Raw genomic sequence first — 14,880 nt, 5'->3', positions numbered from 1 at the left:
TTATTATGTTAAATATTCTGGTCCTTAGGTCGGAATTTTATATCCTTTAAGAGGAGAAGAATCATATGAAGATTGGTTCTAAGATCCGTTTCCACAGACTCAAACAAAAGTTAACACAACAAAATTTATCTAAGGGCATCATTTCTATATCTTATCTATCAAAACTCGAAAATAACCAAGTGACACCTTCAGATGATATCGTTCATTTGCTATGCGAGCGCCTCGGTTTAAATAATCCAGTTGATCGCGCGAACCAATTGAATGAGCTTCTCGAAAAGTGGAATCATGCATTGCTTTGGAATAAGGAGGATGAAGCACGCTCCACTCACGAGGTCATCCAGAGGGATCTTGATCAAACCGATGATCCAACGACCCATTTTCTTTATAAAATTCTCTGCTTTCGGGTTCAATTACTAAGGGGTAATCTCACGGAAGCTTTCAGTCATATGGTCCATATTCAGTCGAATTATAAGGAACTTACCGACAAGCTAAAATTTTACTTTCACAAGTATAAAGGGAATTACTATTATTTAATGAAGGAATACGAAAAAGCCAAAGGTGAATTAAAAGATGCCGAAACGTACTTTGTACTTGGAAATGTTGTAAATGAAGAAGAAAGAGCAGATTTATACTATCTATTCAGTTTAGTCCTGACACGTTTACACATGTATCGTTTAGCGATTTACTACGGTGAAAAATCCCTCTCCATTTTTCAGGGGGTCTATTACCAGAAAAGGTGCGCTGAGGTCCATTTATTGTTGGGCATCTGCTATCGGAGAATCCGGAATAGTGAGGACGCCTTAAAGCATTATGAATGGGCTAACTTCATTTCTCAGTCCATACATTATACGTCGTTACATTCCAAAATCGAGCAAAATTTCGGATACCTTAAATCCTTTATGCATAAAAGTGATGAAGCCATCCGGCATTTTGAAAAAAGCATTGAATTAAAAACTTCGGATGACGAAGGAAAGCTCTATTCAATTCTCTCCCTTGTCAAAGAGTATTACAAATTGAATCAACGTTCAAAAGTTCAATTCTGGTTACCAAAAGGATTGGAGCTTTGTTCAAAGGAAAGATATCCCGATAAATACTATCAATTATCATATTATCAATTTGCACTGAATGAATTCCCTAATGGTTTTGAGAAATTTATGAAAGAGAATGCACTGGCTTACTTTAAGAAAAACGGCTCTCTTCTATTATATGCTGAGTATTCTAAATTCCTTGGCCAATATTATCAAAGAATCAGAAAATACAAACTTGCTGCATTCCATCTAAATGAAGCCAATACCATTTATGAAGGAATGCTGCCTTTATAAGGGGGTGATAACAAATGAAAAAGCTGAGAAAGCTACTGATCATTACCAGTCTCGCATCTATGGCCCTTGCCGGCGTCGTCGTCATGAACTCAAATGAAGAAGAATTCCCTCCGTTCTCATCTAAACTATAAACATAATCAGCACTGGTTCAGTTATGGACCGGTCTTTTTTATATTAAAATATAATCTTAATCGATGAAATTTTCCGAAAAAAGAGATATAGTTATGATTGAATACATACATTAGGGGGATTTACAAATGAATCAAGCATTTGAGAGAAACTTAGGAAGATATGCAGATCTGATTGTAGAAGTCGGATTGAATCTGCAAAAGGGACAGGAACTGATGATATCAGCGCCTATTACATCTTACGAATTTGTACGTCTGATTACAGAGAAAGCATACGAAGCAGGAGCACTGAATGTGTTAACGGATTTCTATGATGATGAATTGAAGAAAATACGGCTGGAGAGATCTTCTGAGGATGGATTGAAAGCGTTTCCTGAATGGAAAGCAAAAGGATATATTGAGATGGCAGAGAACAATGTGGCATTATTGAACTTAGCTGCCCCGAATCCTTCTCTTTTAAGGGACACAGACCCTACGCGTGTCGCTATGTTGAACAAAACCTCAGCAGAAGCGATGAAAGACTTTTCGGCTTATATCGGAGGCGGAAAGATCAGCTGGTTGATCGCTGCGATACCAACAGTGGAATGGGCTCAAACCGTTTTCCCCGCGCTTTCACAAGAAGACGCATTTAACAAACTGTGGGAGAACATCTTTTATACAACCAGAACGGATCGGGAGAATACTGTCGAATTATGGGAAGCACATATCGATAACCTTAATAAAAACGCCAACCGTTTAAACGAAGGGAAGTATAAAAAGCTTCATTATAAAGGACCGGGGACAGACCTCACCATCGAATTCAATCCTAACACAAAATGGATCAGTGCCCAATTCACCAATGATAAAGGGATTCCTTTCGTCCCGAACCTACCGACGGAAGAAGTGTTTTCGATTCCAGATAAATATGGGGTGAACGGAGTTGTATCGAGTACAAAGCCTCTGAATTATAGCGGCACCCTAATCAAGAATTTCTCATTGACCTTCAGGGAAGGGAAAGTAATTAATTACACGGCTGAAGAAGGCTATGAAACGTTAAAGAACCTACTCGAAACAGATGAAGGTGCATCTTATTTGGGTGAGGTTGCATTGGTACCTCACGATTCCCCTATCTCCAATACAGATATCGTCTTCAACAACACCCTTTTTGATGAAAATGCTTCGTGTCATATTGCATTGGGCAGAGCTTTATCTGTATGTGTAGAGGATGGTAAGACGATGACGAATGAACAGTTAAAGGATATTGGATTCAATGAAAGCATGATTCATGTGGACTTCATGATCGGCTCATCACAATTGGACATTGACGGTGAAAAGGCGGATGGTACGATTGAACCGATTTTCAAAGCTGGTGATTGGGTTTAGTTTTCTATATTATTGGCAAAATAACGTTGAAGGCTTAAATGTTCATTTAAGCCTTTTTCTTATGGTCCTTGCTTTTACGGACTAGAGGATCTGAAGAAAAAGAAACATAGTACCATATAAGGTAAAAATTACATATAATATGACAAATAAATTTCTTTTTTAACATATTCAATACTTCACGAATCCCTTACAATAGAAGTATACCTTTTTAAAGGAGCGATTTTCTTGTCAGTAAAGTCTAAACAATCATTTTTCTGGAGCGGGTTCTTAATCATTGCCTTCTTCACTTTATATACTATTTTTCGTACCACGAATGTACAGTCCAGTGAAAAACCTTTAACCGCCGAAGAGAAATATCCAACAGTCTTCGTGCACGGATACAAAGGTACATATAATTCCTTCAGGACCATGTTGGACCGTTTTGAGAACCGGCATGGGTGGGGTCAAAAAACGCTCGAAATTTCGGTATCAGATTCCGGCAGTATAAGATACAAAGGGGCTCTCCCTAAAAACCCGAGTTCTCCCCCACTTGTCCAAGTCATTTTTGAAGACAATCGTGCTTCCTTGGATAAACAGGCCATTTGGCTTGAAAATGCCATGAAGCTGCTGCATCACCAATTCAATGTTTCTACTGTCAATATTGTCGCCCACTCTATGGGTGGCCTTGCTTCAACCCAATATTTAGAAAATACCAGTAATGAATCGTTTGTTCCAAAAACCCATAAATTCATTACGATTGCCACGCCTTTTCAGGGAGTTACGAAAGAGTCCTATGGTCAAATCAATACCGGTGCAGCTGTGATTGATTTAAAGCCTGGATCACGCGCATTAAAAAAAATGTATCTCAATCGTCATTTGATTCCTTCTGAAATACAAGTGCTTTCCATCGCTGGTTCAGGTGACGACGTGGTAAATGTACAGAGTGCACTGGAGAGCCGATCATTTTTCGAAAAAAATCCCTTTCAGTCCAAAATAGTGTATGATCCAACTATTTCTCATAGCGGATTACATGAAACGATGAAAGTGGATCGTCTTGTAGGAGATTATCTATGGAGTAAATAATTCAAAAACCTATCCCCTCTTCAGACCTGAGGGGATTTTTTTATGCAGTTGCGTAAACGCCCGTAACGTTCTATACTACACAAGACTAAACCAATAGGTTAGGATGAGTGGAATGACTAAAGAAAAAATCGTAAAAGCAAGCCCAAAATACATACAACCATTTCTAAAGGGGTTTCCTCTTTTAAATAAAGAAAATGTCACTACATCGATTGGAGATGCACAGGACGGTGACATCCTCAAACTGGTAGATACCGATGGTCGCTTTATTGCAAAAGGGTACTACGGACTCCAGAATAAAGGGATCGGCTGGCTTCTGAGCTGGAAAGAACATGAAGATATAGATAAGGAGTTCATTTATAAAAAGATCCAGGCCGCCATTAATCAACGTTTACACTTCTACTATAGTGAAGATACGACGGCATTCAGGGTGTTTAATGGAGAAGGTGACGGTTTCGGAGGGCTGACCATTGATTACTTTGATGGATATTATCTCATTCAGTGGTATTCAAAGGGTGCTTATTCTTTTTATGAAGAAGTGATGGAATCGTTACGGGAATTAACCGAATATAAAGGTATTTACCAGAAGAAAAGGTTCGCACAGGAAGGGAAATACGTTGAAGAAGACGATTTTGTCGAAGGTACACGTCCCTCCTTCCCTCTCCTCGTGAAAGAAAACGGCGTCCAATTTGCCATCTATTTAAATGATGGAGCGATGGTGGGGGTATTCCTCGATCAACGCGAGGTGAGGAAAAGGATTCGTGACATATACTCAGAAGGCAAGAGGGTATTGAATACCTTTTCTTACACCGGTGCATTCTCTGTATGTGCGGCTCTCGGCGGTGCCTCTCACACCACCAGTGTGGACCTTGCAAATCGCAGTTTAAGCAAAACGATTGAACAATTCAGCATAAACGGGATCGATTATGAGGCTCAAGACATCATAGTGGAAGATGTCTTCAAGTACTTTAAATATGCTGTTAAAAAACAGCTTTCATTCGATATGGTGATATTAGATCCACCAAGCTTTGCCCGTTCCAAAAAACACACATTCAGTGCCGCTAAAGATTATAAGGATCTGCTGAAAGAAGCGATTGCCATCACTGAAAAGAACGGAACCATCGTGGCATCCACAAACTGCAGCACCTTCAATATGAAAAAGTTCAAAGGGTTTATTGATACAGCATTCAAGGAAACCAATGGGAAATATAATATACTTGAAGAATACACTCTTCCAGAAGATTTTAAAACCCTCAGTCAATACAAGCAGAGCGACTACTTAAAAGTCGTTTTTATCCGCAAACTATAAAGGACAGGGATGGACTTTCCAAAGGTCCGTCCCTATCGATTAAGAATAAATGACAGAATACTCTGTCATTATTTCCTCGGAAACCGCAAGAAGCGACATATACACAGTGTTTCTTGATGAAAGTTATCGAATAAGGAGGATTTATGATGAATAAAGCTGTTTTTCTTGACCGTGATGGGGTGATCAATGAGGTGAAAACCAATAGAGTCGGCTATGTGAACACACCGGATCAATTTTATTTCCTGGAAGGAGTCCCCGAAGCCATAAAGGATTTATCTCAATCCGGATTCCTTCTTTTTGTCGTTACAAATCAAGGTGGTGTTGGATTAGGCTATCTTTCCCATGATGAGCTGGACTCCATCCATGATTATATGGTCAAAGAAATCCAACAAGCAGGCGGTTTCATTCAGGAAGTTTCCTGCTGCACTCATAAACCCCATGCAGGTTGTTCATGCAGAAAGCCCGAACCCGGGATGCTTCTTGAACTGGCAGAAAAATACGACATTGATCTTGCTGGATCCTTCATGATTGGGGATCGTGATGTAGACATAGAAGCAGGCAACAAAGCTGGATGCACCACGATTTTACTAAATGGCAACTCTTCCCCAACGTATAACGCTGATTATATATTTCCTGATTTATTGAGCGCTTCTACGTTCATCCTCAACATGAAGCGATCTTGATGCCCAATCTCAAATCATCTATTCGAGCATTTAGTTATTGCACCTGCTGACTCCTCCTATTAAACTGAATGAGTGATTCTTTTTTAAGCTAAGAAAAGATAATGGAAATATCTATGAGTCAGGATGTAAGACTTGAAGGAGTGTGATGAGATGGACCTGCTCGGTAAAGGGATCACCCGTTGGTATAAATGGATCATTGTACTTTGGGTGGTGATAGCGGGGATATTCGCTTATTTTGCAACAGGCTTACCCACCATACTAGGCGGGGATGGTTTTAGGACAGACGGACAGTTTGAAAAAGTGAACGATGAATTGACCAATTCGTTTGATTTTCCCGAATCTTCCATTTTGCTGCTTATGGAAAAGCAGGATTCCCAATCTGCAGAAGGGTTTCAGGCATCCATTAAGAAAACGATTGAGAGTATAGAAAACTTGGGTGTCACCTCTTCTATACAGTCCCCCTTACAAGATGAGAAATTAGTGAAAGACGACGTGGCTTACGCCGTTTTATCCTTCGATGATTCTGATATCACCGACGAAACAAAAAAAATCAAAGCACTAGTAAAAGAAAATCCAGGTCAATCATTGACCGGGGCTTCCATTATTAGTTCAGATATTAATAAGGCCAGTCAGGATGATCTGAAACGGGCCGAATTGATAGGATTACCTTTCGCTCTCCTTGTCCTGTTATTTGCATTTGGCTCGGTTGTTGCTTCCATTGTTCCCATTATCATTGGAGTGGTGACGGTCGTTACGGCATTCGGGATTCTGGCTCTGATTGGCGACAGCATGGAATTATCGGTATTCCTGCTGAATGTAGTCCCAATGATCGGGCTTGCCTTGAGCATTGACTTCTCTCTGTTGTTCATTAACCGCTACCGTGAAGAACTGGCTTCGAGGTCAATACCGGAAGCGATCTATACCACTATTCAAACGGCAGGAAAATCAATCATTTTCTCTGCATTATGTGTTTTCATCGGTTTAGGGGCCATGATGCTCATTGAAATCGATATATTCCAGACGATTGCCATCGGAGGCATGGTAGTCGTCATGCTTGCAGTGGTGTCTGCATTATCACTCCTCCCTTCCGTTCTTCTGCTCCTCGGAAAGTCTATAAATAAATGGACGCTGATCAAACAGAAGAAAAATGACCACGGAAAATGGAGGGTCTTTGCCGGGTTTATCATGAAAAGGCCCGTTATACTGGCCCTGCTCGCCCTAATTGTATTAGTGATCGGCATTTTGCCTGTCCGCTCTATGAATCTTGCCATTCCAGATACGGAGGCATTACCTGTTACATTTGAATCGCGTCAGGCGATGGATACCATTCAGGAGGAGTTCAAGACAGATGAAGGAAGTACGGTTTATGTGATTGCCAAACGGGATAATGGCTGGACTACCAAAGAAGGATTGGAGGATTTGAATGAACTCCTTTCAGAATTCAATCAGGAATCAGCTGTGACTTCAGTGGATTCTATCTTCAAAGCCACCAATATCGACTCGCCGAATAAATTATCCCTGGCCATTCAGCAGCCGGAATCCAAGGAGAAGATTGATCCTGCACTGAATCGTTTTATCCAGGGGGACAAAGCACTGATTCCTGTGCACTTGTCATTGGATTCATCATCATCCGCTGCTCAGGATCTGGTGAACGAATGGAGTCACAAAGAATGGTCACACCCCCTCAAGTTTGGTGGCCAAGTGAAATTCAATCAGGAAATATTTGATGAGATTTATCAAAAGGTAGGATTATGCCTGTTCGTCATCCTAGGTTCTACCTATCTGATTCTGATGATTGCATTCCGCTCCATCATCATTCCATTGAAGGCCATTTTGATGAATATCATCAGTCTGACATCCACATTCGGAATCTTGGTATGGATTTTCCAGGGAGGCCAATTTGGAATCCCTGAATCGGATATCGCCCTTGTGCTTCCGGTACTGGTATTCAGCCTTGTTTTCGGCCTTAGCATGGACTATGAGGTATTCCTCATTTCCAGGATCCATGAAATTTATCAAGAAACAGGTGACAACACGCGTTCTACCATTGAAGGACTTGCTTCAACAAGTAAGATCATCACCTCGGCCGCTCTCATCATGATTGTCATAACGGGGGCTTTCGCTTTTACAGGTGTGATGCCCGTCAAACAGATCGGGGTCGGGATTGCCATCGCCATTTTCATTGATGCAACCATCGTCAGAATGATTCTGGTGCCTTCGTTAATGAAGCTCCTTGGAGACTGGAATTGGTGGATGCCTTTCAAAAAGAGGGAAAAGCAGGTAGTAAAAGCTCATAAAGCCTCTTGACCTGGGTAGAGAACCCAAATCGAATGGTAAACAAGACACCCTGATATCGGGGTGTCTTTTTATGAGTGGCGGCCTGTTTTATCGTTTTCAAAATAGGGAATTCTATGGTAAAGTACTATGGAACCAGCACGAACGGGAGGTATTTGATGAACCAGCAGGAATTACTACATATTATTCGGGATCACTATCCATTTGATGTCCTATCAGCGGAACAGCTGGATTATATTATTTCCGGTTCTACATACACATCTTTTAAGAAAGGGGAATTTCTCTTCCATGAAGATGAAACGGTTGAAGAATTGGATATTTACTTCCTTGTCTCCGGACTTGCCAAGAATGTCCTCCATCGTTCCAGTGGAAAGCAATATTCCCTCCGCTTCTATTACCCCGGTGACTTGATTGGGATCATGATCATGCTTACAAGCGGACAAATGACTTTTTCAGTCCAGGCAATAGAAGATTGTACGGTATTCCGGATTCAGAAAGACCGGATTTTAGAAATCATGACCAAAAACAATGATTTTTCAAAAATTATATTTGAAAGCATCGGAAATCGGATGAAAACCCTCTACGATGAAATTAAAGTAAAGTCAGCCACTGAAACCGATGATGAAAACATCAATCTGTTCCGAACAAAAGTCCATACTCTCATGGACAGCCCTACTTTCATCGATGGAAATGCTACCATCCTGGACGCAGCCAAAAAGATGAAAGAACAGGACACGTATGGGATAGTCGTGGTGGATCAGAATAAAAAGATGCTTGGTATCCTTACCCAGCGGGAAATCCTGTCTTACATTACCAATCCAGGTATCTCTGATAAGGTAAAAGACTGGATGAAGGAAATGCCTTTCTGGATCAGGGATGAGTCCTTCGCTTATGAGGCCCTCTCCTACTTTAAACATGAAGAAGTGGATTTCGTCCCCATCATTCGCAATAATGTAGTGGTGGGAATTCTAACCAGTACATCATTTCTCAATATACAGGATTCGAATTATCTGGATCTTTCTTATAAAATTCAAAAGGCCGTGACGAATGCAGAACTGGTCGAACTGGCTACGGTGAAGAGCGAGACGTTCCAACAGTTCATTCAAGACCTTCTAGCACAGGACAGCTTTGGATTCGATATTTGTGAAGTGATATCCAACTACAACGATCGGCTCCACCGGAAAATCATTCAATTGAGCGAAAAGGAAATGAGGCAGGAAGGGTTCGGCTCCGCTCCGATCAATTATTGTTTCATTGTCATGGGCAGTCAGGGACGCAGTGAGCAGGGATTCCATACCGATCAGGATAATGGGATCATCCTTGATGATTATAATCATTTATCCGACCTGAAAAAAGTTGATCTCTATTTTCAGGCCTTCACCGAAAAGCTGAATTTAAAGCTTGCTGCATGTGGTTTTCCTGAATGTACAGGCGGGATCATGGCGAAGGAACAAAAATGGAAGAGATCGTATACGGACTGGAAAATGGCGATTGATGAGTGGCTTCACGAAATGGATGCACAGGAAATCCAGAACATTACGATGTTTTATGACTTCCGTCCAATTTACGGAGACTATTCCATCGCAGAAGAAATCCGGAATTATCTGACTGAAAAATCGAAACGATCCTTGAATATGCAGCAACTCTTACGAAAAGATGCCCTTCGATTCAAACTCCCCGTTGGTCCACTGGGCCGGGTAAACCTGAAGCCGAAAAATCATCTATTCAATATCAAAAAATCAGGACTCTTACAAATCGTCAATATGATCCGGATTCATTCTGTGAAGTATGGGATAAAAGAAGTGAACACCATCAAAAGGGTACAGGCATTGAAAAAGTTGCAAGCCTTTCACCCCAGGGATGCAGAAAACGTAAAAACGGCCATGCATATCCTCCTTTCCTTAAGAACGCAGCAGAACCTGCGTGAACTTAGTGAGGGAAAACCTTTAAGTAATGACATCGATGTCCGCACCCTCTCGAAAGAGGATCGCCAAAAATTAAAAGAATCCATCCAGATTGCCAATCGACTGCAGCAAGTGATGGAAATCAGTTTCAATAGGAACCGGGTGGTTTAATGGACAATTTAGGTATTAATGTAGGCTACCGGATACTTAAGTATTATTTATGGCAGCAATTCATCTTCCGCCATCAAGTGAAGCGGGAAAAAGAAAAGCTTTCCTATCATAAACTTTCCCGTGGCCTTAAACAATTTGAAGAAGAAAAACCGACTCTTCAAAAAAAACATCTCTTTCATTGCACCTTTACGATTTTCGACCTTGAGACTACTGGATTTTTCCCTGAAGTTGGAGATGAAATCATATCGATAGGTGCTGTAAAGGTAGAAGAGGGAAAAGTACAAAGGGACGATACATTCTATCAGGTGATCGACCCCCTTCAAACGGTGTCCAGGGAAACGAAGAGGTTTACGGGATTACGACGTAAAGATTTTTTAAATGGTGTGACGCTCCCCATTGGTCTGGAACGTTTTTTGGAATTCAGTAAGGGGACGATCCTGGTGGCACATCCCGCAAGCTTCGACATTAATTTTCTTCAAAAAAGGATCAATAAGTGGGAGCTCCCTTCTTTCGATCCTGAATTTGTCGATTCCTTTTCACTGGCCAATAGCTTACTTGGCAGGGATGACTGCTATTTGGATATTCTCATAAAGACATTCGATATCCAAGATCGTGCCCGCCATCATGCTTTAAATGATGCGATCATGACGGCCGAGATCTTTGAACGACTTTTGAAACTGTGTTATCAACAAGAAGTTCATACGATCCGTGGATTACATGAATTCCTGCTTCAGGAGTCGGGCTGACATTCGATGAAATATTAAAAAACGCATGAGGATTTCCCTCATGCGTTTTTCTACTTATTTTCGAATTTGTCCAGTTCCATACATCATATACTTCACAGTTGTTAACGCTGGAAGGCCCATAGGACCTCTTGCATGGAGTTTCTGGGTTGAAATACCAATTTCAGCACCGAATCCTAATGCTCCCCCATCTGTGAAACGTGTGGATGCATTATGATATAGGGCAGCGGCATCTACGAGCATCATGAATTTTTTCGCCGTTTCATTGTTTTCCGTCACAATCGCTTCTGAATGTTTGGTGCCGTATTGTTCGATATGATCCACGGCTTCGTCAAGTGAAGAAACCACTTTAACGGCAATATCCAGACTTAAATATTCGTTTGCCCAATCTTCTTCCCCTGCAAGTTTTGCATCTTTGATCACTTCAACCACTTTTTCGTCCCCATGAATGAAAACTTGATGATCTTTCAGGTTTTCAACAAAGGCGTCCTTATGTTCATCAAACCAATTCTCATGAAGAATGACGGTTTCAGCCGCATTACAAACCGCCGGACGGTCCGTTTTGGCATTAATGATGATGTTCAATGCTTTTTCCAGTTCAGCTTCTTTATCAATATATATATGACAGTTCCCTACACCTGTCTCCAGGACAGGGACCGTTGCGTTATTGACGACAGCGTTGATCAATGCACCTCCACCACGGGGAATCAACACATCAATATGTTCTTTCATTGTGAATAATTCACTTGTTGCCTCACGATCTGTTGTGTTGATGAATTGTACGGCATCCTTTGGAATATCTGTTTGTTCCAACGCCTCATGCATAACGTCCACAATGGCCTTATTTGACGTTATGGCATTCGATCCACCTTTCAGGATGATGGCATTACCTGATTTTAATGCAAGACCTGTAGCGTCCACCGTCACGTTCGGGCGAGCCTCATAAATCATTCCGATGACACCGAGCGGAACGGTCACTTTCTGAACTTGCAGTTGATTTTCCAAGGTCCAATCGGAAACCACTTTACCAGTGGGATCTTCCAGGTCAGCCACTTGGCGAAGACCGTTTGCAAAGTCTTCAACCCGTTCTTTAGTAAGGGATAAGCGATCCATAAAGGCCGCTTCAAATCCTTTCTCCCGGCCTCTTTCAAGGTCTTTTTCGTTCTGTTTTAGAATGGATCCGTAGTTTGCCTCTAAATGGTCGGCAAGAATATGAAGGGCTTTATTTTTTTGTTCCGTTGTCAGCATGCTTAAGGTTTTAGAAGCTTTTTTAGCCAATATCGCCTGTTTTTTTACATCGGTTTTTTCTACAGTTAAATTCATCAAATACCTCCTGATTATTTTGAAAAGCTATATACTTAAATGAATCATTTACAGAATAATGTTCAACTAAACACCTAATGGAATGGGAACTTCTACATGGCATACGAGCTGATCAATTTCTACTGCGATTTCATCGGCTTTTATCTCTGTAGGGTTCTTTAGTTGACCAGAACGATAGTTGACCATTCCAAGACCGATTTCCTCGTTACGGTTATCCAGGATACGTACTACTGCACCTTTATCAAAACGGCCTTTCACAGTATAAATATCATCGATCGTCAAACTTTCTTTCCGCTTTAAGATGCGGTCTTTCGCATCTGCATCGATGGTGATTTCACCTTCTGGACCGGAATTGAACGCAATCCATTGCTTTTTGGAATCAAGATTGACCGAATCTTCCGTCGATTCGAAATAGGTTCCTTTAGCCGTATGCTGAACAGCATCATAAATGATGTTCGTATGTCCGGATTTACCAAGGAACGCAGGGATGCCTGATGCCATTGTAATCTTGAATGCATCGATCTTTGATCTCATGCCGCCAGTACCGACTGAGCTTCCCGGCTCTCCTGCCATATCTTCAATATCTTCCGTGATTTCAGTCACACTCTCCAGCAGTTCAGCATCTGGATTTTTGCGGGGATCTGAATCATATAGTCCGTCAATATCTGATAGAATGATGAGTTGATCAGCATCCACGAGTGCTGCGACTTTAGCGGATAGCGTGTCATTATCTCCAAACTTCAAACGGTCAATCGTTACAGTATCATTTTCATTTACAATCGGAATAATCCCTCTTTCGAGCAGGACATTAATCGTATTTCTGGCATTGTTGTATCGATCTTCATCAGAAAAATCACTACGAGTGATCAGAATTTGAGAAGCCACATATCCATTTGAAATTAATAGATCAGAATACGCTTCAATTAATAGCCCTTGACCAATAGCTGCTGCGGCCTGTTTCTCAGGCAATGAACTTGGGCGTGTCAAGCAACCCAATTTACGATAACCTGCAGCGACTGCTCCAGAGGAAACAAGCAAGACTTCATGACCGTCATCCTTTAAGCGGACAACCTCATCCACAAGTCGCTCAAGCTTCCTGCGGCTCATTTCTCCATGTAAGCTTGTCAATGAACTACTTCCAATCTTAATCACGATACGTTTCTTATCTTGGGACATTCAATCACTCCTAGTAATGAGGTCCGTCCCTTGCCCCTCTTTCTATATGCAGGGACGGACCTGTATTTCGTGTATGGTTGGTAATTTGATTTATATGGGGTGTTTAATATTAGTTGGGTTATTAGCTTGTGACTAATTCTTTGGACTGTAAGGATGAGCTGATTTCTTTTGAACGCTTTTCTGCTCCCTTAACAGCTTCTGAGATGGCTTTACCTCCACCGAACTGAGCTAATGCATCAAGTCCTGCAGCCGTAGTACCGTTTGGGGATGTTACATTTTCTCTAAGTTGAGTAGGTGATTCTTCTCGCTCAAGCATCATTTTGGCTGCTCCGAAAATGGTTTGTGCTCCGATTTTACGGGCCAATTTCGGGTCTAATCCTGCTTCAGCACCCGTCTTTTCGATATGTTCCATTAGATAGTAGAAATAAGCTGGACCGCTTCCGGCGATTCCGGTGAAAATGTCCATCTGACTTTCTTCAATGACGAATACTTCTCCGATGCTTGATAATAATTCTTCTGCATTCTCCATATCTTCTCTTGAAGTGAACCTACCGGCACTGATTGCGGTTGCTGATTCCTTCAGCATACTTGACGTATTTGGCATGACACGGATAACAGGTTGACCTGCAGGTAACTGTTCTTCCATATGAGAAGTCGTAATCCCAGCCAGTACCGACATGATGACCGTATCATTCCTGACAAGATGATTGATGGAATCCAGTGCTTTATCGATATCCTTTGGCTTCATGGCAAGAATGAGAATATCTATTTCATTAAAAGGCAGATCGTCTTTCATTATTGCTGTGATATCATATTTAGCTTTCATTTCTTGAAGTCTTCCGTAATTGCTTCGATTGGAAACAATGATTTGCTCAGCTGGAATCTTGCCACTCTGTACTGTACCTGAAATCATTGCTTCAGCCATATTACCTGCACCAAGAAAGGCTATCGTTTTATTGTTTAACAATCATATCCACTCCCGTTCCATATATTATAGAAAGTTCTTCTCAAAACACTTTTTCATTTTCAATTGAACATTTAATGTAATAGTTAAGAAAAAAATAATTAAGATCATGGTTGTTTCATGTCGCCAAAAACCTTGATTGGCGTGTGTTTTGTTCACAACGTTTATAATCGTAACATGCTGATGAATGATATCAAGGGCATTAAAGGAAGTAGTAAGGAATTAGCCGAAATAGCTAGTGGAAGCGTTATCATTACCATTTATGTTATTCAGATTCCTTCTGAAGGCTCTAGATTGGCTGAGAAAGCGTATAATCAGAATTTATACTTTGAGGATATGATTGGAAATACATCGATTTTTAGCCCCCGCCCCTGTCAGCGCAGTTTCAGGGCCCGTTTCATCAAGTACATTCTAAAAGCAAAAAAATCCCGTTAAGCTTTC

At 41.2% G+C, this 14,880-nt stretch carries 11 protein-coding genes; 8 read left to right on the top strand and 3 right to left on the bottom strand.

From position 1 onward, the window contains the following. The first annotated feature begins 65 nt into the window (after positions 1-65). The 8 genes from ATG71_RS14840 to ATG71_RS14805 all read left to right on the top strand — a co-directional run bounded on the left by ATG71_RS14840 (position 66) and on the right by ATG71_RS14805 (position 10,979). Positions 66-1,322 carry a helix-turn-helix transcriptional regulator gene (locus tag ATG71_RS14840; protein WP_098440247.1) on the top strand — a complete coding sequence of 419 codons (1,257 nt, stop codon included), beginning with the start codon at positions 66-68 and terminating at the stop codon, positions 1,320-1,322. A gap of 257 nt (positions 1,323-1,579) precedes the next feature. Then, entirely contained in the window at positions 1,580-2,812 is a 1,233-nt protein-coding gene (locus tag ATG71_RS14835; protein ID WP_098440246.1) for an aminopeptidase, read from the top strand. 225 nt (positions 2,813-3,037) lie between these two features. Continuing rightward, on the top strand, positions 3,038-3,874 hold the full coding sequence (locus tag ATG71_RS14830) for an alpha/beta hydrolase (protein WP_179886550.1): 837 nt from the start codon (positions 3,038-3,040) through the stop codon (positions 3,872-3,874). 112 nt (positions 3,875-3,986) lie between these two features. Then, positions 3,987-5,180, top strand: a complete 1,194-nt coding sequence (locus tag ATG71_RS14825; RefSeq protein WP_098440244.1) for a class I SAM-dependent rRNA methyltransferase — start codon at positions 3,987-3,989, stop codon at positions 5,178-5,180. Positions 5,181-5,326: 146 nt separating this feature from the next. After that, positions 5,327-5,863, top strand: coding sequence for a D-glycero-alpha-D-manno-heptose-1,7-bisphosphate 7-phosphatase (locus ATG71_RS14820; protein ID WP_098440243.1), 537 nt, complete (start codon positions 5,327-5,329; stop codon positions 5,861-5,863). 132 nt (positions 5,864-5,995) lie between these two features. Next, positions 5,996-8,170: an MMPL family transporter gene (locus tag ATG71_RS14815; protein ID WP_353616285.1), complete on the top strand. Its 2,175-nt coding sequence runs from the start codon at positions 5,996-5,998 to the stop codon at positions 8,168-8,170. A gap of 146 nt (positions 8,171-8,316) precedes the next feature. Continuing rightward, complete coding sequence (locus ATG71_RS14810) at positions 8,317-10,233, top strand: DUF294 nucleotidyltransferase-like domain-containing protein (protein ID WP_098440241.1); 1,917 nt, start codon at positions 8,317-8,319, stop codon at positions 10,231-10,233. Then, positions 10,233-10,979, top strand: a complete 747-nt coding sequence (locus tag ATG71_RS14805; RefSeq protein WP_098440240.1) for a 3'-5' exonuclease — start codon at positions 10,233-10,235, stop codon at positions 10,977-10,979. Before ATG71_RS14810 ends, ATG71_RS14805 begins: the two co-directional genes overlap by 1 nt. A 54-nt stretch (positions 10,980-11,033) precedes the next feature. On the opposite strand, the gene ATG71_RS14800 is transcribed toward ATG71_RS14805, so the two are convergent. From ATG71_RS14800 to proC, 3 genes are all read right to left on the bottom strand, one after another. Then, the gene (locus ATG71_RS14800) at positions 11,034-12,299 is read right to left on the bottom strand and encodes a glutamate-5-semialdehyde dehydrogenase (protein WP_098440239.1); all 1,266 of its coding nucleotides are present in this window, start codon (positions 12,297-12,299) and stop codon (positions 11,034-11,036) included. Positions 12,300-12,365: 66 nt separating this feature from the next. Next, the gene (gene proB / locus ATG71_RS14795) at positions 12,366-13,475 is read right to left on the bottom strand and encodes a glutamate 5-kinase (protein WP_098440238.1); all 1,110 of its coding nucleotides are present in this window, start codon (positions 13,473-13,475) and stop codon (positions 12,366-12,368) included. 121 nt (positions 13,476-13,596) lie between these two features. After that, on the bottom strand, positions 13,597-14,442 hold the full coding sequence (gene proC / locus ATG71_RS14790) for a pyrroline-5-carboxylate reductase (RefSeq protein WP_098440237.1): 846 nt from the start codon (positions 14,440-14,442) through the stop codon (positions 13,597-13,599). Positions 14,443-14,880: the final 438 nt, after the last annotated feature.

The organism is Bacillus sp. es.034, assembly GCF_002563655.1.
Classification (GTDB): domain Bacteria; phylum Bacillota; class Bacilli; order Bacillales; family Bacillaceae_B; genus Rossellomorea.
Note: the sequence above shows the minus strand (reverse complement) of the source record. Positions and strands in the feature narration are given on the sequence as shown.

Bases quoted from the DNA above. Each gene is read 5' to 3' on its own strand.
- ATG71_RS14840 (WP_098440247.1), top strand. From the start codon at position 66: ATGAAGATTGGTTCTAAGATCCGTTTCCACAGACTCAAACAAAAGTTA.
- ATG71_RS14835 (WP_098440246.1), top strand. From the start codon at position 1,580: ATGAATCAAGCATTTGAGAGAAACTTAGGAAGATATGCAGATCTGATT.
- ATG71_RS14825 (WP_098440244.1), top strand. From the start codon at position 3,987: ATGACTAAAGAAAAAATCGTAAAAGCAAGCCCAAAATACATACAACCA.
- ATG71_RS14820 (WP_098440243.1), top strand. From the start codon at position 5,327: ATGAATAAAGCTGTTTTTCTTGACCGTGATGGGGTGATCAATGAGGTG.
- ATG71_RS14810 (WP_098440241.1), top strand. From the start codon at position 8,317: ATGAACCAGCAGGAATTACTACATATTATTCGGGATCACTATCCATTT.
- ATG71_RS14805 (WP_098440240.1), top strand. From the start codon at position 10,233: ATGGACAATTTAGGTATTAATGTAGGCTACCGGATACTTAAGTATTAT.
- ATG71_RS14800 (WP_098440239.1), bottom strand. From the start codon at position 12,299: ATGAATTTAACTGTAGAAAAAACCGATGTAAAAAAACAGGCGATATTG.
- proB (WP_098440238.1), bottom strand. From the start codon at position 13,475: ATGTCCCAAGATAAGAAACGTATCGTGATTAAGATTGGAAGTAGTTCA.